This is a genomic window from Paenibacillus sp. JMULE4 (assembly GCF_013337105.1).
In the GTDB taxonomy this organism is placed as follows: Bacteria; Bacillota; Bacilli; order Paenibacillales; family NBRC-103111; genus Paenibacillus_G; species Paenibacillus_G naphthalenovorans.
Window position 1 is genome coordinate 203,686 of record NZ_SGWF01000010.1, and the last position, 25,771, is coordinate 229,456.

Annotated in this window: 21 protein-coding genes and 1 pseudogene; 20 read left to right on the top strand and 2 right to left on the bottom strand. The window is 48.1% G+C overall.

The annotated features are described in order from the left end of the window. The first annotated feature begins 18 nt into the window (after positions 1–18). The 13 genes from EXW96_RS03220 (at position 19) to EXW96_RS03280 (ending at position 15,621) form a co-directional block, all read left to right on the top strand. On the top strand, positions 19–1,809 hold the full coding sequence (locus EXW96_RS03220) for a LytS/YhcK type 5TM receptor domain-containing protein (protein WP_174349861.1): 1,791 nt from the start codon (positions 19–21) through the stop codon (positions 1,807–1,809). Then, complete coding sequence (locus EXW96_RS03225; protein ID WP_174349862.1) at positions 1,763–2,509, top strand: LytR/AlgR family response regulator transcription factor; 747 nt, start codon at positions 1,763–1,765, stop codon at positions 2,507–2,509. Before EXW96_RS03220 ends, EXW96_RS03225 begins: the two co-directional genes overlap by 47 nt. A gap of 100 nt (positions 2,510–2,609) precedes the next feature. Further along, a complete protein-coding gene (locus tag EXW96_RS03230) occupies positions 2,610–3,041 on the top strand; it encodes a Bug family tripartite tricarboxylate transporter substrate binding protein (protein ID WP_254611233.1) in 432 nt (143 codons plus the stop codon). Positions 3,042–3,200: 159 nt separating this feature from the next. Then, the gene (locus tag EXW96_RS03235) at positions 3,201–4,565 is read left to right on the top strand and encodes an ISNCY family transposase (protein ID WP_074730239.1); all 1,365 of its coding nucleotides are present in this window, start codon (positions 3,201–3,203) and stop codon (positions 4,563–4,565) included. Then, complete coding sequence (locus tag EXW96_RS03240) at positions 4,499–5,233, top strand: Bug family tripartite tricarboxylate transporter substrate binding protein (protein ID WP_174349864.1); 735 nt, start codon at positions 4,499–4,501, stop codon at positions 5,231–5,233. The genes EXW96_RS03235 and EXW96_RS03240 overlap by 67 nt, the downstream gene beginning before the upstream one ends. 131 nt (positions 5,234–5,364) lie before the next feature. Then, positions 5,365–6,396 carry a Bug family tripartite tricarboxylate transporter substrate binding protein gene (locus EXW96_RS03245; RefSeq protein ID WP_054817243.1) on the top strand — a complete coding sequence of 344 codons (1,032 nt, stop codon included), beginning with the start codon at positions 5,365–5,367 and terminating at the stop codon, positions 6,394–6,396. A 72-nt stretch (positions 6,397–6,468) separates the two neighbouring features. Further along, a complete protein-coding gene (locus tag EXW96_RS03250; RefSeq protein WP_054817244.1) occupies positions 6,469–6,918 on the top strand; it encodes a tripartite tricarboxylate transporter TctB family protein in 450 nt (149 codons plus the stop codon). Between the two features lie 4 nt (positions 6,919–6,922). Further along, positions 6,923–8,428 carry a tripartite tricarboxylate transporter permease gene (locus EXW96_RS03255; RefSeq protein WP_309225001.1) on the top strand — a complete coding sequence of 502 codons (1,506 nt, stop codon included), beginning with the start codon at positions 6,923–6,925 and terminating at the stop codon, positions 8,426–8,428. 25 nt (positions 8,429–8,453) lie between these two features. Next, the gene (locus EXW96_RS03260; protein ID WP_174349866.1) at positions 8,454–9,437 is read left to right on the top strand and encodes a hydroxyacid dehydrogenase; all 984 of its coding nucleotides are present in this window, start codon (positions 8,454–8,456) and stop codon (positions 9,435–9,437) included. 137 nt (positions 9,438–9,574) lie between these two features. Further along, entirely contained in the window at positions 9,575–10,294 is a 720-nt protein-coding gene (locus EXW96_RS03265) for a type 1 glutamine amidotransferase (protein ID WP_174349867.1), read from the top strand. A gap of 356 nt (positions 10,295–10,650) precedes the next feature. After that, entirely contained in the window at positions 10,651–11,316 is a 666-nt protein-coding gene (locus tag EXW96_RS03270) for an ATP-binding cassette domain-containing protein (protein WP_375256433.1), read from the top strand. Between the two features lie 207 nt (positions 11,317–11,523). After that, positions 11,524–13,095 (top strand): glycosyltransferase, encoded by a 1,572-nt coding sequence (locus EXW96_RS03275; RefSeq protein WP_174349869.1) that lies wholly within the window; start codon positions 11,524–11,526, stop codon positions 13,093–13,095. A 21-nt stretch (positions 13,096–13,116) separates the two neighbouring features. Further along, positions 13,117–15,621 (top strand): glycosyltransferase, encoded by a 2,505-nt coding sequence (locus EXW96_RS03280; protein WP_174349870.1) that lies wholly within the window; start codon positions 13,117–13,119, stop codon positions 15,619–15,621. 135 nt (positions 15,622–15,756) lie between these two features. On the opposite strand, the gene EXW96_RS03285 is transcribed toward EXW96_RS03280, so the two are convergent. Both EXW96_RS03285 and EXW96_RS03290 read right to left on the bottom strand, forming a co-directional pair. Beyond that, positions 15,757–16,854 (bottom strand): hypothetical protein, encoded by a 1,098-nt coding sequence (locus EXW96_RS03285; RefSeq protein ID WP_174349871.1) that lies wholly within the window; start codon positions 16,852–16,854, stop codon positions 15,757–15,759. Beyond that, complete coding sequence (locus tag EXW96_RS03290) at positions 16,844–18,085, bottom strand: glycosyltransferase family 4 protein (RefSeq protein WP_174349872.1); 1,242 nt, start codon at positions 18,083–18,085, stop codon at positions 16,844–16,846. The genes EXW96_RS03285 and EXW96_RS03290 overlap by 11 nt, the downstream gene beginning before the upstream one ends. A 516-nt stretch (positions 18,086–18,601) precedes the next feature. On the opposite strand from EXW96_RS03290, the gene EXW96_RS03295 reads away from it, so the two are divergent. The 7 genes and pseudogenes from EXW96_RS03295 to EXW96_RS03325 all read left to right on the top strand — a co-directional run bounded on the left by EXW96_RS03295 (position 18,602) and on the right by EXW96_RS03325 (position 25,750). Beyond that, positions 18,602–19,882, top strand: a complete 1,281-nt coding sequence (locus EXW96_RS03295) for a nucleotide sugar dehydrogenase (RefSeq protein WP_139170833.1) — start codon at positions 18,602–18,604, stop codon at positions 19,880–19,882. Between the two features lie 18 nt (positions 19,883–19,900). Beyond that, positions 19,901–20,884, top strand: coding sequence for an NAD-dependent epimerase/dehydratase family protein (locus tag EXW96_RS03300; RefSeq protein WP_062408279.1), 984 nt, complete (start codon positions 19,901–19,903; stop codon positions 20,882–20,884). Next, a pseudogene (locus EXW96_RS03305) lies at positions 20,881–21,723 on the top strand (NAD-dependent epimerase/dehydratase family protein); the annotation flags it as partial. The gene EXW96_RS03300 and the pseudogene EXW96_RS03305, both read left to right, overlap by 4 nt. A 326-nt stretch (positions 21,724–22,049) precedes the next feature. After that, positions 22,050–22,850 (top strand): glycosyltransferase family 2 protein, encoded by an 801-nt coding sequence (locus tag EXW96_RS03310; RefSeq protein WP_137670098.1) that lies wholly within the window; start codon positions 22,050–22,052, stop codon positions 22,848–22,850. A 1-nt stretch (position 22,851) separates the two neighbouring features. Beyond that, entirely contained in the window at positions 22,852–23,892 is a 1,041-nt protein-coding gene (locus tag EXW96_RS03315) for a glycosyltransferase (RefSeq protein ID WP_137670099.1), read from the top strand. Positions 23,893–23,915: 23 nt separating this feature from the next. Beyond that, positions 23,916–24,683, top strand: a complete 768-nt coding sequence (locus EXW96_RS03320) for a sulfotransferase domain-containing protein (RefSeq protein WP_062408283.1) — start codon at positions 23,916–23,918, stop codon at positions 24,681–24,683. A 20-nt stretch (positions 24,684–24,703) separates the two neighbouring features. Then, complete coding sequence (locus EXW96_RS03325) at positions 24,704–25,750, top strand: glycosyltransferase family 4 protein (RefSeq protein ID WP_309225003.1); 1,047 nt, start codon at positions 24,704–24,706, stop codon at positions 25,748–25,750. The last annotated feature ends 21 nt before the right edge of the window (positions 25,751–25,771 follow it).

A 25,771-nucleotide genomic window follows, 5' to 3' on the forward strand; every position in this document is an offset into this window, starting at 1 on the left:
CTAAGGAGGTGATTCATCATGTGGGAATTACTGCGTCAGCTAGCGGAAAACATGGCGATGATTGTAACCATTGCCTTTCTGTTGACCCGGATCAAATCCTTTCACCTTATTTTTCAAAAGGGTTTAAATCAACAAAGTAAACTGATCATTTTTTTGGTATTTTCCTTATTTGGAATTGTAAGCCATTACATAGGAATCCATATCATGACGGATCATCTCGCGCTTACCGCATGGAATTGGGGAACCAGCAATGGTCACTCTTCCATCGCCAACACCAGCCCCGTAGCCACGATCATGGGGGGGCTATTAGGAGGTCCCGTGATCGGTTTGGGAATTGCCCTGGTCATTGGAGGATATCGTTTTCTATATGGCGGATTCGCCGATTGGGCTACGCTGGGTTCATTCCTTATATTAGGGTTACTGGCTGGTTGGGCCGGCGCATATTTGAAGAGAAAAGGTAAAGTGACTCCTTTATCGGCCTTATGGGTGGCGTTGTTCTTAGAGCTGATTCATATGGCCATCCTTTTGTTTCTCCCCGAGCCGGATATATTAGCGTTTCAATTGGTACGTTTAATCGCCATTCCCATGATCGTCATTAATTCACTAGGGGTTTGGATTTTTGCGCAAATATTGGAGACCGTTCTAAAGGAAGATGCGAAAGCACGCGCTTTTGAAACGCATAAAGCCTTGTTTATTGCAGACAAAACGCTTCCCTATTTCCGTCAGGGACTTCATGCTTCCTCATGTAGAGAAGCGGCGAAAATCATCCATAGGCAAAGCGGCGCCGACGCTATTGGTATTACGAACCGGTTGGAAATCATTGCCTATGTTGGCGGCGGCGAGGAAGAACTATACGTGTCCCAGCGGATGCATCAATCCTTAATTCGAAACGCGTTGGTGTCCGGCCAGAGGGTCGTTTTTAAGCGCCGGAACAAACAGGAGGAGCAGACATTCCCCTTTGCCATGGTCATCGTTTTGCCTCTTGTGGTCAGCGGAGAACCGATCGCCGCCCTCTTGCTGTACTACAGAAAGGCGCATTCCATGAGTGCTGCGGAGGAAGAGCTGGCTGAAGGATTGAGTAAGCTGTTCTCTACCCAGTTGGAACTGGGTGAGGTAGAGCGGCAGAAAAAGCTGCTTGCCGATGCGGAGATCAAGGCTCTTCAGGCACAGGTTAATCCGCATTTTCTCTTTAATTCCATTAATACGTTAGTTTCCATATGCAGAACCGATGCCATGCTGGCAAGAAAACTGTTGTTGGATTTGGGGACGTTTTTTCGCAGTAATTTACAGGGCGCCAGGCAGTTATTCATTCCGCTGTCGAAAGAACTGGAGCATGTCCAGGCCTATTTAGCCTTAGAACAGGCCCGTTTTCCGGGACGCTATCGTTTAAATATACAAGTTGAACCCGGACTCGAGGAAACCTTAATTCCTCCTTTCACTCTGCAGCCGCTGGTGGAAAATTCAATCAGCCATGGATTTGCAGGCAGAAGGAAAGGAGGAATGGTGAATATTCAAGTTTACAATGACCAAGGTCATGTAGTGATTGAGGTCAAAGACAACGGAAAAGGAATGGATAAGGAAAGACTGAACCTATTGGGGAAAAAAGCGGTTGATTCTCATAAAGGCACAGGCACTGCATTACATAATATCCATGAACGCCTGCATGGGCTCTACGGAGCCAATGTTTCCATGAAGATTAGCAGTGAGAAGGATAAAGGAACTCAAATTGAACTGCGGTTTCTACGAACAGATGGAGGGGAGTATGGGGATGCTGAGAGCCTACTTGATAGAGGACGAGCCATTTGCTAGGGATGAACTTAAATATTTGCTTGCCAGATTGAGAGAAGTCAAGGTCATAGGAGAATCGGATACGATGGAGGAAGCCGTTTCCGATATTAAACAATTAGAGCCGGATGTGATTTTTTTGGATATATGCCTTGCGGATGGAAGCGGCCTGGAGGTTGCAAAGCAAATTAACAGGCTAAAACGTCCTCCATGGGTTGTGTTTGCTACGGCTTTTCATCAGCATGCATTGGAAGCATTTGAATTGAATGCGATTGATTATATCACCAAGCCATTTATGGAGGATCGGATCGAGCAAACCATTGAGAAAGTCAAAAAGCTGACGGAGCAGCAGAAAGCGGAGGGATCTCTAACCCATTCTAAACCATCTGAAAAGCGTAAAAACAAGCTTGCCGTCTCGCAAGGAGAGCGAATCATTATGGTTGACATGGACAAAATCGTATATATTGGAACAGAAGACCGACAGGTTGTACTGAAATCGGTGGACGCCAGGTTCAAGATTGATGCTCCGTTATATGAGATGACCCATAAGCTGGGAAGCTTCCCTTTTTTGCGTACCCATAGGGGGTATATCGTGAATGCGGACTTTGTAGAAGAAGTGGAACCTTGGTTTAACGGGACGTATAACCTTTTATTGAGTGACGGTTCCAAAGTTCCGGTCAGTCGTTCCTATATCAAGGAAATACGTGAATACTTAGACTTCTAAGCCGGCTATCCCAAAAAAGTTGCACATTGGAGATAGCCTTTTTTCTTAACATTCAGGGATTTCACATAGCAAATATGCGGGAGGGATGTACATCGTGCAAATGGGTAAAAGCTTTCGATCATCTTTGCTTATTCCTGTACTGCTATTAGGGACAACGGCCTGCTCACAAGCTCCGAAGCCTGTGAATGAAATGGTTAAACCGGTTTATCCGCTTAAAAATATAGAAATGGTTGTCGGATATACCGCGGGCGGAGGCACGGATGTCGTGGCTCGTATCGTGGCGAAGACTGCAGAAAAGTATATGCCAAACGGTAAAACCATAAGAGTAACCAATAAACCGGGCGATAGCGGAACGAATGCCCTTGTCGACATTATGCAAGCGAATCCAGATGGATATAAGTTAGGGTCTGTATCCGCAGGCAGCTTGGCGATCCAGCCGAACTACGGTAAAACCCCGTTTGCATCCGACAGCTTTATTCCGATCGCACAGTTTAACTCCGCGCCAAATATCCTTGTAGTTAGTTTCCCCTGAAAAAGTCAGGGTGTTTTGAGCATAATTAAAAGGAATTCAGCACCTCAAAATGGAAATTGTTATTGTCGAGATAACAAAGTTCCACACCCCGAGGGAAGAATTCCTTTGCTATAGGAGTTCAACAGAAGCCCTCGGGAATCCTTCCAAGAGGTGAAGAAAATGTTGAAACTTCGAGACGAGCAATTGACCATCTGGGATGCCATTCTCCCGGAATCTGTTAGAAAGTTGCCGGTCGAGCTTGCAATCATAGATCAATTACTGGACGACGACCGTTTTCTTCAACCGTTTACTGAGTTGCACCCGAAAGGCAAGAAAAGCGGCCGTCCTACGCTTGCAATTGAAAAGTACATCCGTCTTATGGTCCTGAAGCATAAATACAATTTGGGCTACGAGTCACTCGTGAAGGAAGTCGGTGACAGCATCACATGGCGAATGTTCTGCCGGTTTGCCATCGACGAACCGATGCCCGACCCGTCTACGCTCATCTATGCCCGCAAACGCTACGGCGACAAGATCGTCGAAGACATCAATGCCGCACTCGTAAAGCAGTGTGAGGAAAAAGCCGTTCTGAAAACCCGCAAATTGCGCACGGATACGACGGTTGTGGAATCCGATATCCATCACCCGACAGACGCTACGCTGTTGCAAGATGGCGTAAAAGTCATCACTCGAACGATTCAGAAAATCCGGAAAGTCGCCTCCCACACTGTTCAAGGCTTTGAAGATCGTACGGCAGAAATCAAGGAAAAGATTCTGTCCATCGCGAAAGTTCTACGTCGCCGCACCCGTGAATCTTGGGAAGAAGTTGACCGGATCACTGGGAGCGTAATCGAAGTAGCCGAGAACGTTGTGAACAAGGCGCAAACCGTTATCGAGAAACTGCAAGACAAGGGCAAAGCTGCTCTTCGACAAAGTAAAACCAAACTGACCGAGGCGGTCACGCTAACCGGCAAGTTGTTGGAACAAGCCAAACAGGTCGTTTCCGGCAATCGAATCATCGCAGATCGGATCGTCAGTTTCTTTGACCCGGAAGCAAGACCGATTAAGAAAGGTAAGCTGGCCAAAGGAACTGAGTTCGGCTACAAGGTGCGAATCGACGAGACGGAAAGCGGCTTTGTGACCGGCTACGCTGTCTACGAGGGGAACCCCTCGGATGATGAACTGCTCGTTCCCGCTGTACAGGCGCATATCAAGCAATTCGGCAAAGCGCCGCAAGCTGTAGCGACCGACCGCGGTTTCTCAAGCAAGAAGAACGAAACGGCCATTACCGAACTTGGTGTGAAGCGAGCTAGCTTGCCGCGAAAGGGCAAAAAAGGCATTGCCCGATCCGAGTACGAAAACGAATTATGGTTCAAAGACTTGCAGCGTTACCGTGCAGCTGGAGAAGCGAAGATTAGTCTTCTCAAGCGGAAGTACGGTTTGAACCGCAGCAGGTATCGGGGCTTTGTCGGCTCAAAATGCTGGGTCGGCTTCGGGATTCTGACCCACAACCTGCAAAGAGCGGCAAAAATGCTCCAAAACTAACATGGAAACCGATCATTAGGGAAAGTTCCCCCTCACAACCCAGCCAGCAACCCGAAACTATTTTTGAAAATCGACTTTTTCAGGAGCAACTAGTTAGGGCCGATGCCCCGTGGAAAAGCTACGATGAATGGTTAGCCTGGGTAATGAAGCATCCCGGCCAGTTTACCTATGGATCAAGCGGAGCAGGCAATACCCAGCACCTGGCGATGGAAGCTGTTAACATCCTGGAAAGCATCCAAACCAAGCATGTACCCTATGACGGCGCAGCGCTTTCGATCAAAGCTTTGTTGGACGGATATGTGCAGGGAGTGATCGTTCTGTCGCAAGAAGCCAAGCCGCATGTGGATGCCGGCTCGCTGCGCGTACTGGCGAACTTGGGGACGTCCCCGACGAAAGCCTACCCGGATGCCGTGTTTTTGAGGGAAAGAGGATTTATCGGCCTGGACACCTGGTCGGGCGTGGTTGTGGCGAAAGGCACCCCGCAAGAGATCGTGGATACGCTTCGGGATGTGTTTAGGAAAGCGATGAATGATCCGCTGCTCAAAGAAGAATTCAATAACATCGGCCTCGAACCGGCTTATGCGGACAGCAAAGAATTTGCTGAAATCATTGCCCGAACAAGCAAGTTAACCAGAGACGTAGCTAAAGTCATCGGTTTAGTCAAATAGTGGTGATTTTGTCGCCATAATGAATCGTTTAGTTATTTCATATCAACAGTTCGTCTTGAAAATGTGTTGTTACCGCTTTCATTAAGTATGATAAGCCTATAGAGTCTACTACACCATTGAGGAGGGTTTATATGCAAATCGGGAAAAGCTTTTTATTCACGCTGCTCACAGGCGCGCTGGTTTTGGGGTCTGCAGGCTGTTCCAATGCTCCTGAAACAAAACCAACGGGTGCTGAGCAAGCTGCGGAAACACAGAACAAAGAGACCAAAACCGATTTTCCGAAAAAGGATATCGAACTCGTGGTTGGCTTTGCCGCAGGCGGCGGCACAGACGCCGTTGCGCGAATCGTTGCAAACGTTGCCAACAAATACATGCCGGGTGGCAGATCGATTGTCGTATCCAATAAAACGGGAGGCAGCGGAACGATAGCTCTGGCCGATATCCTGCAGTCGAATGCTGACGGGTATAAGATCGGTTCCGTAACGACCGGTAACCTGGCGATTCAACCCAATTACGGCAAAACTCCATTTCAAATAGACGACTTCATTCCTGTTGCGCGATTTAATTCCGCACAAAACCTGTTGGTGGTCAAGGCTGACGCTCCTTGGAAAACGTATGACGAGTGGCTGGATTGGGTGAAGAAAAATCCGGGCAAATTTACCTACGGGACGCCAGGGGCAGGCAATACTCAGCATTTAACGATGGAAGGCATCAATATTCTGGAAGGCATCCAAACCAAGCATGTACCTTTTGACGGTGCGGCGCCTGCACTTACGGCTTTGTTAGGCGGTCATGTGCAGGGGGCGGTCGTTCTGACACAGGAAGCCAAACCGCATGTGGACTCCGGTACGGTGCGCGTACTCGCTAACGCCGGCACAAGCAAAATTGAGGCCTTCAAGGATGCGGTATTCTTAAAGGATAAAGGATTTGTAGGTTTGGACACCTGGTCCGGCGTCGTTGTTCACAAAGACACACCGAAAGAAGTCGTCGATATTCTTCGTGAGGTGTTCAAGAAGGCGATGGCAGATCCATCGATCAAAGAGGAATTCAACCGGATTGGTCTTGAACCAGCCTACGCGGATAGCAAAGAATTTGCCGACATCATTGCTCAAACGAACAAGACGACCGGCGATGTGGCAAAGTCCATTGGTCTAATCAAGTAATTTTCTTAAAGGGCATGTCTGTGCTGCGTGCTGATATGCCCTTATCATCGGCAAAGGAGGTGGTTGATTTTGATGAGACAAAATGCCGGTGTTTGGGCGGCGATCTTCATTTTTCTGTTCGGCTTGATGTTCTTTTGGATGTCTCTTTCGTTTGATTATATGGGGCCGGAGGGGCCTGGACCGGGCCTTCTTCCTTTGTGGCTAAGCGGGCTTCTCATCATTCTCTCGGTGGTTTACATGATGAATTCCATAAAGCATATTACCAGGTTCAAGGATATTTTGCCGAGAGGGAAGGGTTTCATCAATATCGTAACCATCATCGGGTCATTTCTTCTCTTTCTACTAACCGTTAAATCGATTGGCTTTGTGATGGCCGGGACCCTTTTTCTTTTCATTCTGCTGGCAAGAGAGTACCAATGGTACGCCGGCCTTGGGATTTCCATTGGAATTTCGATTATTCTGTTCTGGGTGTTCTGTAAACTGCTGTCTGTGCCGATACCGGTTAATGCCTGGGGGTGGTGATGCCGTGGAACTATTTTCGAATTTGTTCGTTGGTTTTGAACATGCGATTTCCGGATGGAATTTGTTATATTGCTTGGTCGGCGTCACGATAGGGATGCTTGTCGGAGTTATGCCGGGCTTAGGCCCGACGGCAGGTACGGCCATCCTGATTCCGCTTACCTTCGGGTTGGACCCGATGTCGGCGATTATCATGCTTTCCGGAATTTTTTACGGCGCGATGTACGGGGGGACTATCACCTCCGTATTAATTAACACCCCCGGGGAAGCGGCGTCGGTGATTACCTGTCTTGATGGTCATCAAATGGCTAAACAGGGAAGAGCAGGCGTTGCGCTCGGAGTGGCCGGCATAGGCTCCTTTATCGGGGGGACGGCGGCGATTCTGGGACTTGCTTTTGTCGGTCCGCCACTTGCTCATTTCGCGCTGCGTTTCGGTCCGCCTGAATTTTTTGCTTTGATGATGGCAGGATTGTTAATGCTCATCGGTTTGATGGGAAGATCGCTGGTCAAAGGTATGATTGCGGCGATTATTGGACTTCTCCTCTCCCTGATCGGAATGGATCCTGTCTCCGCATCGATTCGCTTTACCTTTGACCAAATGGAATTGTTGAATGGTTTTGATTTTGTTGCCATTGCGATGGGGCTTTTTGGGATTTCGGAGATTTTGCTAAACGCCGAAAACGCCATGAAAGTGGATAAGCCGCCGAAGGTCAAGGGACTGTTCCCAAATAAAGAGGAATGGGCGCCGACGATGAAAGCGATCGGGCGCGGTACAGGGTTAGGTTTTATATTGGGCTTGATCCCGGGCGCTAATGCGGTCATAGCGTCACTGATGTCGTATTCCCTGGAGAAGAAAATGGCGAAAGACCCCACCCGTTTTGGAAAAGGAGCCATTGAGGGTGTGGCAGGACCGGAAACCGCGAACAATGCCTATAGCGGTGCGGCCCTGATTCCGCTCTTTACGCTGGGGATCCCAAGCTCGCCAACAGTTGCCGTCATTTTAGGCGCTTTTATCCTCCACGGCTTGACGCCGGGTCCCCAATTATTCCAGAACAACCCGGATTTCGTCTGGGGAGTCATCGCGAGTATGTTTATAGGTAACCTGATCCTGCTATTTATGAATCTTCCGATGGCCGGAATGTGGGCCAAAATCGCTTTGGTTCCTTATAAGTTATTGTTCCCGATCATTTTGATCATTTCTATTCTGGGTGTGTACAGCGTTAACAACAGCTTATGGGATGTCGGGGTCATGTTTATGTTCGGAATCATCGGCTACTTTATGAAAAAGCTGGATATTCCCATCGCGGCAACCGTATTGACCTTCGTACTCGGAGCGCTGATCGAAACCTCCTTACTTCAATCCCTGGCGATGTCGGAAGGTTCGTTAATGATTTTCTTTGAACGACCGATATCCGCGGTTCTTATGATCGTGGCCCTGGTCGTTCTGGCTGGAAGTATCATCAGTGTGGTGAAGAAGAAAAGGGGAATGCTTGCCAGCGATGTAGAGATGTAAATGAGCAGAGAGGATTTGATAACCCATGAAACGTTATAAAGTGATGGTGGCCCAACCGATCGCCAAGGAAGGATTGGAAAGATTGGAGCAAGCGGGTCTGGAAGTGATTTATCCGGAGCAGCCTATCGATGACCGCTTGTTGGAGGTTCCGGAAGACTGCGATGCGATTCTCATAAGGACTGCGCAAATTGGCCGTCAGGTGATCGAGCAATGTCCTCAGCTGAAGGTGATTGCCAGACACGGGATCGGGGTGGATAACATCGATATGGCGGCTGCCTCGGAGAAAGGGATATTTGTTACGAACGTTCCCAGGTCTAATACCAACTCTGTAGCCGAGCATGTGGTCGGAATGATGATTGCCCTTGCCCACCATATCGTTAAAGCCGATAAAGAGCTTAGAAAAGGGCGTTTTGAGGTTCGTAACCTTTTTATCGGATCCGAGCTTGCGGGAAAGACGTTAGGATTGATTGGTTACGGCAATATCGGAAGGCTGGTCGTGAACAAATGCACCTCAGGTTTAGGCATGAACGCCATCGTTTATGATCCGTATGTAAAAGAGGTTCATTTGGATGGCGTTCGTCTGGTCGATTCCATTGAGACGATTTTAACGGAATCGGATTTTGTCTCACTTCACCTTCCTTACTTGCCGGAGATGCACCATTTTATTAATGCGGAAGCGTTGAAGAAAATGAAGAATTCAGCTTATCTCATTAACTGTGCAAGAGGCGGACTGGTGGATGAGGAAGCCCTCTATCATGCCATCCAATCGGGTGACATCGCGGGCGCCGGGCTGGATGTATTCGAAGACGAACCTGCGCCGAAGCAGCACCTGTTATGGGAATTGGAGCAAGTGATCGTCACTCCTCATATGGCCGCTCATACGAAAGACGCTTTAATTCGAATGGCTGTAGGAGCCGCAGACGAAATCATTGCCGTATTAAACGGCAAAGAACCGGCCCATTGTGTGAACCGGCATCAACTCAATAGAACAGGTGCTATAAACCAATAAATGACAATACGGCCCGGACGCAGCAAATGATTTAGTAGAATGAGAGGGGAAAACGGGTAGTTATGTCGAAGGATAGATATCTAACTTTTTTAGTGTTATAATACATAACGTAAAATGCACTAAAAAGGGGCGGTTCTATGCGTTTGCTTCTGCTGAAACATTTTTCTTTTGACGATGAGTCATGTTTTGTGACATGGTCATCGACTTATCACGGTTACGTTGAAACTTTTGTGCCCTCTGAAGGCCGCCGTTTCCCCGATGTTTCTTCGTTTGATTTATTAGTTATCCTTGGCGGTCCGATGAGTGCTTATCATGAGCAAAGACATCCCTGGATATCCGCGGAAAAAGCTTTTATCCAAAAAGCTGTTCATCTGAAAAAAATGGTACTGGGTATATGCCTTGGAGCCCAGCTGTTAGCGGAGGTTCTGGGGGGCAAAGTATATAAAAACGAACAAAAAGAAATTGGTTGGCATCCGGTTTTTCGGACAGGTCAATCCCACTTTCTGATGAAGGACTTGCCCGATCGCTTCTATTCCTTTCAATGGCATGGCGATACATTTGAGCTTTCTTCTGAATTACTGCACCTCGCTTATTCGGAGGCATGTCAGAACCAGGCATTTGCTTACGGCGACCGTGTACTTGGTTTACAGTTTCATCTTGAATCCACGCCGAAATGTATTGAAACCATGGTATCGGAATGGTCTTCTGAATTAATAGACGCTCAGTATATTCAAAATAAGGAGCAGATCAGTCTGCAAACGTACCGGCATAAAGACTCCGAGGCTATGCTTCACAGCATATTGGATAATTTTCATAAGCTTTACTTATTGGAAATGCCGGTTTCAACGACATTATAGTCGCGTGAAGTTTGGGGTGATCGTAAACGGCAGCAGGATGACCGGGTGGCCAAGCCGGAGTCTTTCGGCATCAAAACATACGGGAAGCGAGAGTGGAGCAGTATGCCCCGGCAGCTGCTCCGCTTTTTAAACATAAAAGGGACGGTGTGCGGGAGAAGCCTGGCATTGTGATTATATCAGCTCCTATCCCAACATCGTTTAGTATATTGACAAAAAAGATAAGAACCCGCATGCTCTTTATGCGTAATAATTACTATTAATTGAGATTTCAGTCTCTTCATAAAATGAAGTATAGGAGGTGTCCGATATGCATAATTATTACGTTTTATAATCGTAATAATTACATAAATATCTTTGTGTTAAAGGTAGCGGCTTTACATCAAGTTTCCCTGCAAATAGGAGAAGGGGAGTGTCTTGGCGTGGTCGGCGAAAGCGGCAGCGGTAAAAGTACACTGGGAAGGCTGCTGCTTGCTTTGGACAAACCCGACCGCGGAGATATCCGATTCCAGGGGGTATCCCTTGCCGGTCTTCAAGGAAAAGCCATGCGCAGGATGAGAAAGCATATTCAAGTCGTGTTTCAGGACCCGACGGCTTCGCTGAACCCGCGGCTTCCCGTCTGGCGTTCCATCATGGAGCCGCTTGATAATTTCCCTGAGGTGATCCCGCCGTTTCTGGCCGATGTAAGGCACTCCGGACCAGAAACGGCGGCCAAGCTGTTGGAGATGGTCGGTCAGCCTGGATGTATCTGTACAAGCCCAAAAATCTTGAAGCTGCTGAAAAGCTTGCAAACCAGGCTCGGCATGTCCATTTTGTTTATTTCCCACGATCTCACGGCCGTCCGCATGATCAGTAACACGAAGAGCGGCATGAATACACGAAGCTGTTCATTCGCGCTGCGGGTTAGCAGAAAAAACCGTCGTCGTCGTCGGCAGATGAAAAACGGCGTTTTCGTTTCCTCTTCTGGGCGGAGATGCCGGATAGGATGGCCGCAGCTGGAGGAGTATGAATTGTCCCGGTTGTAACGCAAACCAATTTTAGAAAAACTCAGCCGCTATCTATAGCATGTCTTCACCTGCAATCATAGTCTGTTCTATGAGGCCAATTCTATTCTATGTCGATGCGCGCTAGATCGTAATGCCGGAAAGATCAGGAAACGGAAAGAAACGTTTGGATTGCCTAGATGGCAAAAATCACTCCGCCAACGGTACGGCGAGGGGAGAAACTGTGATATGAAAATATTAATCGCGACATACTGGCATCTGCCGCATGTCGGCGGAGTATCCACATATGTGACCATCCTTGCCAAATGTCTTGAACAAGCCGGTCATGAAGTGGACATCCTTGCCCAGCATCCTGATATGACTCATTACTATTTTTTGAACAATAGTCTAACCTTCAAAAAAAGCTCTCTCATCCGGCAGGCTCAGCCTATCGTTTTGAGCCATTACGAGGAAAGCCCGGCGATGCTTACCCCATGGATGTTTCGGCGGGAATGCGAGAAATATGCGTTCCAGCTGGCGTGCCTGCAAACCCGGCTTGACCATTATGACGTGATTCATACGCAGGATATTTATTCGACGCTTGTCCTGAGCAGAGTAAAGCCGGCCAACATCCCTCTGGTCGCGACGATTCACGGCTGCCTGGCGACCGAGTGGGTAGAAAATAACGAGGCCCGTTATCTTTCGATGATCGAGCGGGAGTATTTGGCTTTAGAAGAGTATTTTGGCTGCATGTCTCCGGATTCCTTGATCTTGCCGAGCCGCTGGCTTGTTGACCGACTGTCCTCGTTCCACATTTCCCATGCGAATACGCATATCATCCCTTATGGTATTGATCAACATGCCTTTCAACGTTCTCAGCCTGCCCGTTTGAAAATAAATGTCACATCCAGGGAACCTCAACCCATCATTATCGCCTGTCCCGCCCGCTTAGTTGCCATTAAAGGTCAAACATATCTCCTCGAGGCGATGGCCTTGCTTGTGCGCAAACGGAAAGGCGTCGTCTGCTGGCTCATTGGAGACGGCCTCATGAAGGAGGATTTGGAGAAACAGATCCATCAACTCGGCATTCATGAACATGTAAAGCTCCTGGGCAAGCGTTCCGATGTGCCGGAGCTCCTGGCATCCGCCGACATTGTCGTGCTTCCTTCATTGCAGGATAATCTCCCGTTTTCCATTATAGAGGCGCAAAGTGCAGGGAAGCCGGTGGTGGCCTCCAGAGTAGGCGGCATCGCAGAAATGATTGAAGACGGCAATAACGGATTTTTCGTGAGCCCCCGGAATGCGCAAGAACTGTATGAAAAGCTTCTTCTTCTGGTAGAAGACGGCGCTTTACGTGAGCGATTGTCGAACGCAGCCAAAGCATTTGCTCATAAGGTATGGAATGATCAGGTGATGACCGAACGTACGTTCCAAGTGTATCAAGAAGCGATCGGTAACCAGAAAGCAATGGAATGGAAAGAGGATTTTGTCAACCGATTAACCGTCCGTTTCTGGGAGTTATTCGATACGGAGCGGGAGCTACCGGTTCCATCCGTTACGGCCGTGAAAGGAAACGTTGTTGTTCAAACCGATCCTCTCCGCGGAGTTCCTGGCGCCCATGTCCATTTGATCGATATGTCCGGGGTTGTTCTCTGCAGCGCTCAAACCAATCACAACGGACATTTTTGGTTTCCTGACGTACAACCGGGCAATTATGCATTGGTTTGCTCTGCGGCAAATCTTGGCAGCAGAACGGTAAAAACAGCCGTTTCGGCCGAGGAGCCGATTTCGGTCGAAATCGTACTTCCGGGTAAACCATAACTACATTTGGAGGGATAGGGGTTGAGCAATCAGAAGCCATTTTATTTATGGAAGCAGTTAGAAGGTGAAAGAGAGCATGACCGATTCGGACATCGGATCGTTTCGGGAGATATTAACGGAGACGGCCACGATGAATGGATCATTGCGGCAAGCACGGCGACACATATCGAAGATGAATACGGAGTGAATCCGATCCCCCATTATTATACGGGAAAGCTGTACGTGTACTCGCAGGAATTAAGGCTTTTGTTTATTTTAAAAGGGGAGAAGTACGGGGAGTGCTTCGGCTCTTCTGTTGCGTTGGCGGACATGAATGGCGACGGCATATGCGAGATTATTGTCGGCGCGCCGCGGTCAAGCTCCGGTTCCCGGATCGAGTGCGGTACGGTATCGGTTTTTTCCGGCAGAACGGGAGAATTGCTTGACCGATGGGATGGCCAAGAAGATTACGCCAGGCTCGGAACGGCCATCACGATTCTGGATTGGAACGGCGATGGGGTGCCGGATATCGCAGTCTCGTCCCATTACATGGATCCCGACGGCTTGGAACGAAACGGGAGGGTTACGATATTTTCAGGTGCCGACAAGAGCGTTCTGGCGCAATTTACAGGAGTGGAGCGGGAGGGCTTGGGCTTTGCGCTCGCATCAGGAGACGTTAACGGAGATGGGAGGGACGAGATCGTGATCGGCGCCCCCCGCTTTTCAAAAGCCGGAGCGGAGCGAACGGGAAGAGTTCTTATCTATTCCCAGGACAAGGGTTTACTGTACGAGTCCGCGGGGCGACGCTTCTATGATGAATTCGGATACTACGTTTCCGTATACGATATGGATGGAGACGGAGCGCAAGAGGTGATCGTGGGTTCGCCCAAGGCAAGCGGTGAAGAAGTAAGATGCGGAACGATCACGATAATTTCCGTCTATCAAAACAAAATACTTTTGGAAAAGGAAGGCTGGTTCGGGCTTCAGGAACTGGGATCAAGCGTTTTTCCTCTAGTCGATCGAACAACCGGCACTCCGATGGTACTGGCCGGAGCCCGAGCCGGGAGTAGCTATGTATTGAATATGGGCGGAGAGGTCGTTCATGAGTTTAACGGCAGCGAAGCCGAAGTATTTGGTTATTCGGTTTCGAGCACACGCAATCATGAAGGGGCTTGGATCGCAATCGGCGCCATTTCCGGTATGAATCAAAAAAAATTTATGTCAGGCTGCGTTTATTTCATGTCTTCCGTACCTCCCATTGAACCGAGCCGGGAAGCTCCAATCCTCGTTCCGGTGACTCCGACATCCAATAGCTCCGGGGATCAAGCCGGGAAAAAAATATTATTGGCCACGTACTGGTATCTGCCCCATGTGGGGGGAGTAGACGTGTACGTTCGACTATTGAAGGAACAATTAGAGCGGGCAGGTCATCAGGTGGACGTGCTGGCGCATCATCCGGATATGGCGCATTATTACCTGGTGAATGGAGGGGAAATGGTTGAAAAATGGCCGATTAAATCGGTCATTTACGATAAGGTGATGCGATTCTTCCAACGTTTCCTGTCCCATGTAGACCCCTGGATCCGCTATCGTGAAATTGAGCGTTACTGCTTCGAGGTGGCGGCATCGCTGTTTGATTTAAAGCAGTATGACGTGATTCATACGCAGGATATCATTTCAACTCGTGCGTTATCCAGAGTTAAACCGCCCTCAACCGCTTTGGTGGCTACGATTCACGGTCTGCTGGCCAAGGAGCATTTGATATCGGGTGAAATCAGAAGTAAAGAAAGTTTAGCCTGGAAATATGCATCGGATGAAGAGTATTACGGGTGCATCTCTGCGGATTCCACGATTGTACCTACACATTGGCTGCGCAGGGAATTGGCTCAATTCGGCGTACCGCCGCAAATGCTGACGGTCATCCCCTACGGGATGGATACTCAAGCGTTCGAAGACCGGCTCAAGCAGCCTTTTACCGGGCAGGCGGACAAGAAGGGGGCGTTTACGATCAGCTGTATAGCAAGGCTTGTTCCTGTGAAAGGGCACCGTATACTGCTGGGCGCTTTGCGCAGATTAACTTCGGATCCGTCCTGGCATTGCTGGCTCATCGGAGACGGACCATTGCACAATGATATTCAACAGTTGATTATAGACTACGCATTGACGGAGCGGGTAACGCTGCTTGGAGATCAGACCAACGTACCTTATCTCCTGAACCAATCGGACCTTATGGTGCTGCCTTCCCTTCAGGATAATTTGCCGTTTTCCATAATGGAGGCGCAGTTGTCAGGCGTTCCCATCGTGGCTTCCAATGCCGGCGGTATTCCGGAAATGATCCAACATGAAAAAACAGGACTGTTATTCGAGGTGGATCAAGAAGAGGAGCTGGCCCACCGGTTGGTAAGCATGATGAACGATCCGCTATTGAGGGAGAGTCTTGCTGCGCAAGCAAAAGAATGGGCGCTGAAGCAATGGTCTTCCGTTACCTTAATCGAACGGACAATGGCGGTATACGATGAAGCCCTGAAGAAGGTGAAGAAATCATGATTTTTTCTTTTGACTTCTATGATCATGATAACCCGCAGCTATGGTCGAAGTTGGAAGAAACACTGCCTGCAGATTATACTTTGCTGGATCCCTCGTTCCTCCAATCGCTCGAACCGACGATGCCGGTCGAATCTTTCATCGAAAACTGCGGCATTCCCGGGCCGTGGGACGGGGAGGAGACTTTCTGGATATCTGTTTTGGAGAGGCTCCCGCAAACCTACTCCATTCCCGACCTGACCCTTTTAAAAAGGTTGTTTGAAAGTTAGCGGAAATCAAGCCGGATATGTTCACAGAATATCCGGCTTGATTTCTGTTTTGGGCAAATAATGCCGATCTTGCTGAACCCTCTTTGCCTCGTAAACCGTTATTTGTCTGCATCATTTTTTGTTCATTTGCTCCGCCGGCGGCAGCGGAGGGTAGATCCACTGCGGTCGATATTGGCCCCTCTGAAAGTAAGTCAATTAAAGGAGGTTCCACCATTCCTTCCACAGAGACATCATTTTCTATCGCTGTCGTTCGTAAGGAAGACTGCTTCTCCGCAGAACTGATCTGCTCCGCCGGCAGGGACAATCTTTTAACAAAATCAGAATCCGGAATCGAATAGTTGCTAGGCATGTTTGCGACGATCGAATCCCACAATTCGTGGTTTACCTGGATATTGTTCGAGGTGTCTACCTCAAACGAAAACAGGGAGCTGTATTGATCCGCGGGTGCGAGCGCACCGGATGAAAACTCTTCGGCCGGCCAGACCGGAGAAACGGGGATGCTTACCGTGTCTCCTGCAACTAACTGAAGATCTTTGCCCGGCTGCCTGCTGAATAATTTCCTTTTCTTCATCTGTCTTTTTCTCGCCGCTTTTCGGAGCAATCTCATTTTCGTCGTCCATTTTCTTTGTTTAACACGTTTGGAGCCCAACTTTTTTCTGGCCGCTAATTTTTTCTTGAGCCGCAAGATTTTACGTTTATTTCGTATTTTCTTGTTTTCTGCTGCCGAACTTTTCCTCAATTTTGTCACCGTGTTCAGCTTACGTTTTCTTAGTAATATCTTTTTCACATCTGCTATTTTTTTCCTCGATAGGAGTTTGGCTTTGCGTCTTTTTGAGACGGATACTTTATACACCGAGGCTTTATTTTTCAGTTCCTTCAAAATTTTCATCAGCCTGTTTTGACTGATGATGGCTTTGAGCTTTCTGCTTAACAGATTCCGGTGACTTACTCTCACTTTATCGCCCAATATGAGTACCTCCTCGCCGTACAATTCTTTTGGATACTATGGATTCGTAAGCATCGAATGTCTGCTCCATCATCTTTTCTATAGACCAGTGATACAACGCCCATTGTTTGGCCTGTTCGCCCAACCGCCTCCGGATCAGATCATCCTCAAGAACGCGTAAAAGGTTTCGATACATAGCTTGGCTTTGGCCTGCGGGGGAAACTAAACCGGTTTTACCGTGTTCGACCATTTCCGGAATGCCGCCGGCATCGGAAACAACAACGGCTTTTCCTGCAACCTGAGCTTCCATGACCGAGAAAGGCAGGTTATCCTGCAAGCTGGGAAGAACAAAAATTTGCGACTGTTTAAGCAGAGCAGGCACATCGGATCTTGCTCCCAAAAACAGAACGTGCTCCTGCAAATTCAAGTTTAGGCACTGCTGCATCAAATCGCCGCGCAGCTCTCCATCCCCCACAAGCCAGCATACCCAATCGCTTCTTTTCTGTTTCAGTAGGGACAGTGCTTCGAGCAAATGCTTGTGCCCTTTCACGGGAACGAGTCGGGCGGGGCATATGAGCACTTTTTTATCCGGCGGGTTTTTTAAGGTTGTTCCTTCTTCCATCTTTCCCTGAAATGCGCGAATATCCATACCGTACGGGATGACCTTCATATGATTTTTCGGAACCTTGAACTCCGAAATGTTCAAATTTCTGAGCCATCTGGTTGGAACGATCGTCATATCGCTCGAGACGGCTCCATAATATTCCTCAGCGGATGCGTATTTCCATGGCAGCGTGTTTTTTCCGGTAACTTCCCCGGAATAAATAAACTCTTTAGCGAGGCACCCGTGAATCGTTGCAATCAAAGGAGTGCCTTTGGGTTTGACTCGCCACAGCGCTTTGGTCGATACGATATCCTGCGTATGGATCAGATCGTATTTTTTTAGACCAAAGGAAACGGCTGCCGTTTCAAAGCAATATCTCTCGATTTCTCTCCAGCGGATCCAGGGATCGACGTGGGCCATGTTTTGCTCATAATAGGTGTACACTTTTTCGTAAACAAACTCTTTAATTTTAAATTTCTCCAGCGTTCGGCCATTATTCGGCATATAATACTTTTCCATGTCAGGATAGTGAGCGAATACGTCCACTTCGTGCCCCATCTTTTCCAGCTCATTCTTTAAAATATCCACATAAGTGGAAACACCACCTACGTGAGGTAAATAAAAATAGGTGCTTAACAGTATTTTCATATCCTCATCCCTTCCTTATCGGCCCTCGGATTCATTGTATGCTCCGTCTCGCAATGCTGTAAGGTATAAACAACCATTTTAATAGGCTATCAACCTCATGCATGATCTGCTTTTAGGTAGATTGGAAGCCTATAACAGGCGGTTTTAGGGGTATTCTACTATATTTCGGCAATCTGGATATTAATCTATGACACATCAAAGATCCTAAACTCACGATAGGGCAACCAGCGGGAAAAGGGGATTGGACAATAAAAAAAGCGGGAGTTCATTCGGTCCATGGTCATTCTACTATTTTTCTCCTTATGGGGTATCAATCTATGACGCATAAAAGATCTCCAGCGTATGATATGGTAACTTAGCAGAAAAGGAGGGAGGACAATGAAAAAAACAGGAAACCATCCGATCCATAGTCATTCTACTATTTTTCCTCATATGGGATATCACTCTATAACGTTTAAAAAATCTCAAGCGTACAATAAAATTATTCACGATTTACGATAAAAGGGGGTGGAGAGAGTGAATGCAGCGGGAAAGCATACCATTGCGATTCTTGGTTTGGGATATGTCGGACTTCCGCTCGCCCAATTATTTCTTCAGAATGGACATGTTGTCTATGGAATTGATGTGGATGCGAGAAAGGTTCATAAGCTTGTCAACAGGCAGAGCTACTTATCCGATTTTACAACAAAAGATATTAGAACCATGTTTTCTGCCAATAAATTCCATGTCAGCACTTCCTTTAGCGAGGTAAGTCATGCCGATGCCATTATTATTTGTGTCCCTACTCCTTTGGATAAAGACTTCAATCCGGATTTGACCTATGTCAGGGAGGCCATCAATGGAATACTGCCGCATTTGCATGAAGGACAGCTGATCGTATTGGAAAGCTCGACCTTTCCGGGGACTACGGAAGAAGAACTTCAACCGTTAATTGAATCAACGGGGCTGAAGGTCGGAAAGCATGTGTATCTGGCCTATTCTCCCGAACGTATCGATCCGGGCGCCCAAAGGATGCAGATGCGTGAAATACCGAAGGTTCTCGGAGGGGTTTCCGAGAAATGCACGGCTTTGGGCAAAGCGGTGTATGAGAGCATATTCGACCGTGTCGTGATCGTTTCCTCGCCCAAGGTAGCCGAATTAACCAAAATACTCGAAAACTGTCAGCGTTTGATTAATATTTCTTTTATGAACGAATTGGCCATGATGTCCGAGAAGCTGGGGATCAATCTCTGGGAGGCCATCGAAGCCGCAAGCACGAAGCCGTACGGCTTTACCCCGTATTATCCGGGTCCGGGGATTGGCGGACACTGTATACCCGTAGACCCGCTTTATTTGAAATGGAGAGCGAAGCAATTCGATGTCGATTTGAGATTTATTGATTTGGCCCATCAGATTAACGAACACATGCCGGCGTATGTCGTACAGCGAGTGCAGCAATGTTTGTCTGCCAAGAAGCCCCTTCACGAAAATAAAGTTCTTGTTCTCGGCGTCACGTATAAAAAAGACGTTAATGATCTTCGCGAGTCTACTGCGATTCCCATCATACAGCAGCTTTTGGAGCTTGGGATAAAAGTAAACTTCCATGATCCGTATATCGATGAAATTCAAGCAGGCGACCACAGGCTCAAACGGGTTTCGCTTACGAAGAGAAACATTCAGCAGCATGACTGCGTGCTCATCCTTACGGATCACTCCCGCATTCCTTACGAGACGTTGGCGGCCAATGCGTGGCTTGTGATCGATACGCGCAACGCTACCAAACAGGTAAAGGATCGCGACAATATCGTTTTAATCTAAGGTCCAAGGAGGTACCAAATGAACATTCTTGTAACAGGAGGAGCCGGTTTTATCGGATCCCATCTGGTGGAGCGGCTTATTGCATCGGGGCACCGCTTGTGGACCTTGGATGATATGTCCGCCGGTCAGAGCGGATTTCTGGATAAGGCTGCGGAGAGCGGCCAACATACGATGGTGCACGGTTCAGTGACGGATAAAGACCTGCTTCGGGAGCTCATGCGGCATTGCGATACGGTGTTCCATCTGGCGGCCGTCCTCGGTGTGAAAAATACGGTCGAAAATCCGCTCAAGGTCATCGAAGGCAATATCGACGGAACCCGCAACGTCCTGGAGCTTGCTCATGAAAAAAAAATGAAGGTGGTGTTTGCGTCCACCTCGGAAATTTACGGCAAAAACGATAACCTCCCTTTCCGGGAAGATTCGGATCGTGTCCTCGGATCTCCGTCGATTCACCGTTGGTGTTATGCGACCGCTAAAGCGATCGACGAGCATCTGTGCTTTGCTTATGCGGAAATGGGACTTCCGGTTGCGGTGGTAAGGTATTTTAACGCGTATGGACCCAGGCAGGTCTCCTCGCAATATGGCGGGGTCGTACCGCGTTTTATCAAGGCGGCGTTAACCAACAGCCCCATCAAGGTGTACGGTGACGGAAAGCAAACGCGCTGCTTCACCTACGTCGGGGATACGGTTGCCGGAACGATCGCAGCTATGGATTCCAAGGCCGACGGGTTGGCATTTAATCTCGGCTCCGCAAATCCCATTTCCATTCTGGACTTGGCGCACAAAATCCGCGATCTGGCGGGTTCATCCTCGCCGATACTATTCGAGTCCTATGAGAAGGCGTACGGCGTCGGCTATGAAGATATGCGGGCACGGATTCCCGATCTGACTCGCTCCAAACGCATTCTCCGGTATGAGCCAACGGTTACGCTGGATGAAGGGCTGCGGCTTACCATCGATTGGTATAGACAACAACAAGACAAAGCCGTGAACGGGACATGAAGGCTCTCGTCACCGGCGGTGCCGGATTCATCGGATCTCATCTGGCTGAAGCTCTTGCAGCGAAAGGAATCACCGTGCATGTGATCGACAACTTGTCCACGGGAAACTCGCAATATGTCCCGGACGGAGCGATATGGCATCAGGTGGATATCATAAGCAAGGAAGCCGAACAACTCATCCTTAGAGAGCGTCCGGATATCGTGTTCCATCAAGCCGCTCAGGTTGATGTGCAGCGTTCCGTAGCCGATCCCGGCTACGATGCCTCCATCAATATTGCAGGAACGGCCAATATCCTGCAGGCCTGCGCGAAAGCATCGGTGAAGAAAGTCGTCTATGCTTCATCCTGTGCGGTGTACGGAGATTTGAATGTATCCTTGATCGATGAGAATCACCCTGCGCAGCCCATTTCCTTCTACGGCATTTCCAAATGGGCACCCGAATTGTATCTTCAAGTATTTCATCAGCTGTACGGATTAAAGTACACGATTTTAAGATACGCGAACGTCTACGGTCCCAGGCAAACCCCCAAAGGGGAAGGAGGCGTAGTAGCGATATTTTTGATCGGATTAAACGGGGATTGCCCCTGAACATTTTTGGGGATGGAGAGCAGACGCGCGACTTTGTTTATGTGAAGGATGTTGTCAGTGCCAATCTTGCAGCCATAGAAAGAGGCGACCGGCAAATCATTCATGTCGGCACCTCTGTCCCCACCTCAATAAACGAGCTGGTCTTCATGCTGCGTAAAATCCACCACGAGAAGTTTTCGGTCGTTTATACGCACGAGAGGGCGGGGGATATCAAGCACAGCTGCCTGAACCATGCGAAGGCGGGAAGCCTGCTGAATTGGAAGCCCCTCTACGATCTTTTTCAAGGACTTTATGAGACTTATCAACTGAGTAAGGATGAATCGGTCTGAGGAAAAGCCCGGCAAACCTCTTATTGTAATGGCCAGGCGACAGCAAACTAAATAAGAACATTTGTTCTTGTTATCAGATTCACCAATCCATCAAACACCTCTATCAGCAGAGGTGTTATTTTTTTACCTGCGATAGGGGTTGCCCAAAAAGAGCTTTTCTAAACAAAAGCCCTTCTCACGATGGAAGAAAATTCATAGGATATGGAAAGTACAGGTTATCCTTTAGCACAAAGGAGCTGAAACCTAGTGATGAAGCAGACGACTGCGAACAAACCGAAATCAAAGCGGCCGGTGAAAACATTCTTTCATAACAGCGAGGCGCCCAAGGTTTCCGTTATCATTCCCGTGATGAACGAAATCAAGACGCTCGGCCATGTTATCCGGGCAGCCAGCCGGGTTCACTCCAAAACGGAAGTTATCGTGGTAGCTAATGGATCGACGGACGGCTCTGAAGAGCTGGCAGAGCTGTCAGGGGCAAGAGTCATCAGTTTCAAGCAGCCGTTAGGGCATGATGTCGGCAGAGCGATCGGGGCGATGGAAGCGAAGGGGGATATTTTAGTATTTACGGACGGCGATATCAAGGTTTCAACGTCAATGCTCACTCCTTTGGTGGCGGCGATTAAGAATGGGGCGGATATCGCCCTGAATAACCATTCAGGTCCAATATATAAAAAAGAGGTACACAGTGTTGTACTTGCTAAATACGCATTGAACGTCATGTTGTCCCGTTCCGATCTCAAAGGAGCGTCCATGACGACGATTCCTCATGCCATGGCAAGAAAAGCGCTTGCGATGATTGGAGCCGGAGCGTTAGCCGTTCCGCCTTTAGCCATGGCCATAGCCGTGCAGAAAGGGCTTAAAATCAGGCGGGTGAATCGTGTGCCGGTAGGGAAGATGAACCGGAAACGGAACAGGATCAAAAACGGTTTTGATCCATTGGCGGAATTGATCATTGGCGACCATCTGGAAGCTATGGAAAGGGTGATTCAAGCCACAGACGCCAGGGGCGGCATACCTGATCTACCCAATAAGAGGCATTTGGTGAGGTGAGATGATGATGCGTAAGGTAACGGCAAAAAGAAAGAGGGTATTCAAAAAAACGCTCGGCCGCTCGGCCCAAACCCGGCCAACCACCTTGGCGAAATGGAGGGTACGCTGCTTTAAAGTCGGTTGGGGGGATGCCATAACCCAACCGATAAACGGAGAGGCCTATCCTCAAAAAGCCTTGAATGAGCTGTGGATTCGTCACTGCGAAAGACTTTTTCCCGGAAAAATCAATTGGAAAAAATACAAGGCAGCGGTACAAGGTTATATGGACGGATATTGTCAAAGCTCCGGCTTATCCTTAAAAGAAGGACTGTTGATACCCGTCCAAGGTTCCGTATCCGCCGTTATTATGGCCATGAATGAGGAAGACACCGTCGTTAACTGGATTGAGCAATTAAACCGGCTTCCGTTAGATGAAATTATTGTGATGGTCCATGATGTAAACCAATCCTTGCTGAGCAAGGTTGGCAAACACTCCAAAGCGATTATTGTCCATGATAAGAAGCAGTCGGGAGATGATGCGGGACGGGCTCTGGGCTCCCAAATGACCGATTCGGATATTGTGCTGTTTCTGGACGGGGATATCCCCATGAAAGCTGAACAATTGCTTCCCTTTATTCATGCGGTAGGCGAAGGGATGGATATAGCTTTAAACGATATTACTCCCTATCTCCCCGTATTTGCTCATTGGGACCAACCTACGATCATGAAATATTTTCTGAATTGCTGCCTGAAAAGACAGGAACTGGGGGCCAATTCGCTGAACACGTTTCCCCACGCCTTGTCGCGAAGAGCCCTGGAAGCGGTAGGTCGGGCATTATCTGTCCCGCCGAAGGCTCAAGCCATGGCCATCCTGCAGGGGCTTCGAGTAGGAACGGCGGCAAGCATTAATGTGATTGCCAAAACGAACAAGGCAATGGATCATCAAGTGCGGCAATTGATCATAGGCGACCATATTGAAGCCGTCAATTTGGCTATAAGCATGGGAGGCAGCCGGCTTTCATTTTCCGATAATTACCGGAAGCGAAATCTCCTCAACGCCTGAAACTTCAGCCGGAGAAAGAGGTGATGACGATCAAGATGCCGAAAGTAGTACTGCTTGGGGTGCCCGACAGCGGTATTCACATTTTAAATGAACTGGTTTCGGGGATGCCTCCGTTACGTCCGGGCGGTTGGATCAACCAATGGGAGGAAGATGTATATGCAAGACTGAAAACCATAAGGGATGGAGAGGTGTGGGCCGGTTATCTCGATTACAGCCGGGAAATGAAGCAATGGCTGGACGACCATCGGATTCGCAGAATCTTTATTTATCGCGATCCCAGAGATGTCCTATTAGACCAGCTTTCTTTTATTCTCAACGAAGACAACAAACATCTGTATTATCCATATTTCACAAGACATATGAAATCCTTGGATGAACGGCTAATGAAGATGATTACCGGGTTTTACGATACGAGAGCTAACGCCCGGCGTTACGGTCTTCAACATATAGGATATAGTAATATAAACCATGTATTTATCCCTTATTTGCGCTGGCTGCAAGATCCGAACCTATGTACGATCCCGTATGAAAATTTGGTAAATGCCCCATCCGGTTATTTGGCTGAGATGCATCGGATAGCGGACTATTTATGGAAAGATACCCGGCTCTCGGAACGTTCAAAGACGGAATATCTTCAGCGTTTGCAGGACGCTCCGGTGTCTCAGGCGCTTCAGCATGCCACAACGGGGGAGTGGAAACGGTATTTTACGGATGAAATTAAACGTGTATTCAAACAGACGGCCGGAGAACTGTTAATTTATTTGGGATATGAATCGGATGACCATTGGTAACACGAGACGACTTAAAGCAGGTGAGCCCTTTGAAAATCTTGTTGGCCACATTTTGGCCGTTTCCACATTCCGGCGGAATCATTACGTACGTTTCAGTGGTAAGGAACACTCTTGAGAGCCAAGGTCATCAAGTGGATATTTTAGCCTCCCATCCCGATTCCCATCACCTGTACTTCATTAGTAAAGATCCGAAATGGAATGGAAAGTCAGTGAACAAAACAAAAATCCGGGATTTTATTGATCATGTCTTGAACCGGTATTTTAATAAGCATTTTCCGCATGTTGATCCATGGGTGATTTGGCAGGAAGCGGAACGGTATACATTTGAATTGGCTGCATCTTTATTCGATTTTGCTTCATATGATCTGATTCATACGCAGGATGTGATCAGCACACGCGCATTATCCAGAATTAAACCGCGGCACGTTCCCATCGTTACCACCGTTCACGGTTTTTATTCTAAAGAATTGCTGCAGGATGAAGATATTTACAATGAAAATCGCAGATTGGCCAAAAAATGGTGGAAGTATCTTTGTGTAAAAGAATCTCTTGGAGCGGCTGCGGCAGAACAGATCATTATTCCCTCACAATGGCTCGCTAAGGAATTAAGCAAAGAAATTGCCATCCCTTATCCAAGAATGAATATTATCCCTTATGGCATCGATATGTCTTCTTTGCAACATAATCAACCTTTAGCCAACGATCATTCCGGGAAAATCGTGATCTCATGTATTGGTCGGCTCGTGCTTTTGAAAGGGCATGAAATACTGATCAATGCTTTAGGGCTATTGAAAGAACAACGTCATGATTTCATTTGTTGGATGATAGGAGACGGCATGCTCAAGACTGAGCTTGAGGTGTATGCAGGGCAAAAAGGATTGTCCGACCATATCATTTTCATGGGAGAGCGTAATGATGTTTCCACCCTGTTAAAAGAGACCGATATTGTTGTCGTCCCGTCTTTACATGATAATTTGCCGTTTGTTGTGATAGAAGCACAGTTGGCCGGTAAACCCGTTATTGCATCTCATGTCGGAGGCATACCTGAAATGATCAGGCATACCTGAATCCGTGATAGTTCTTCTGTG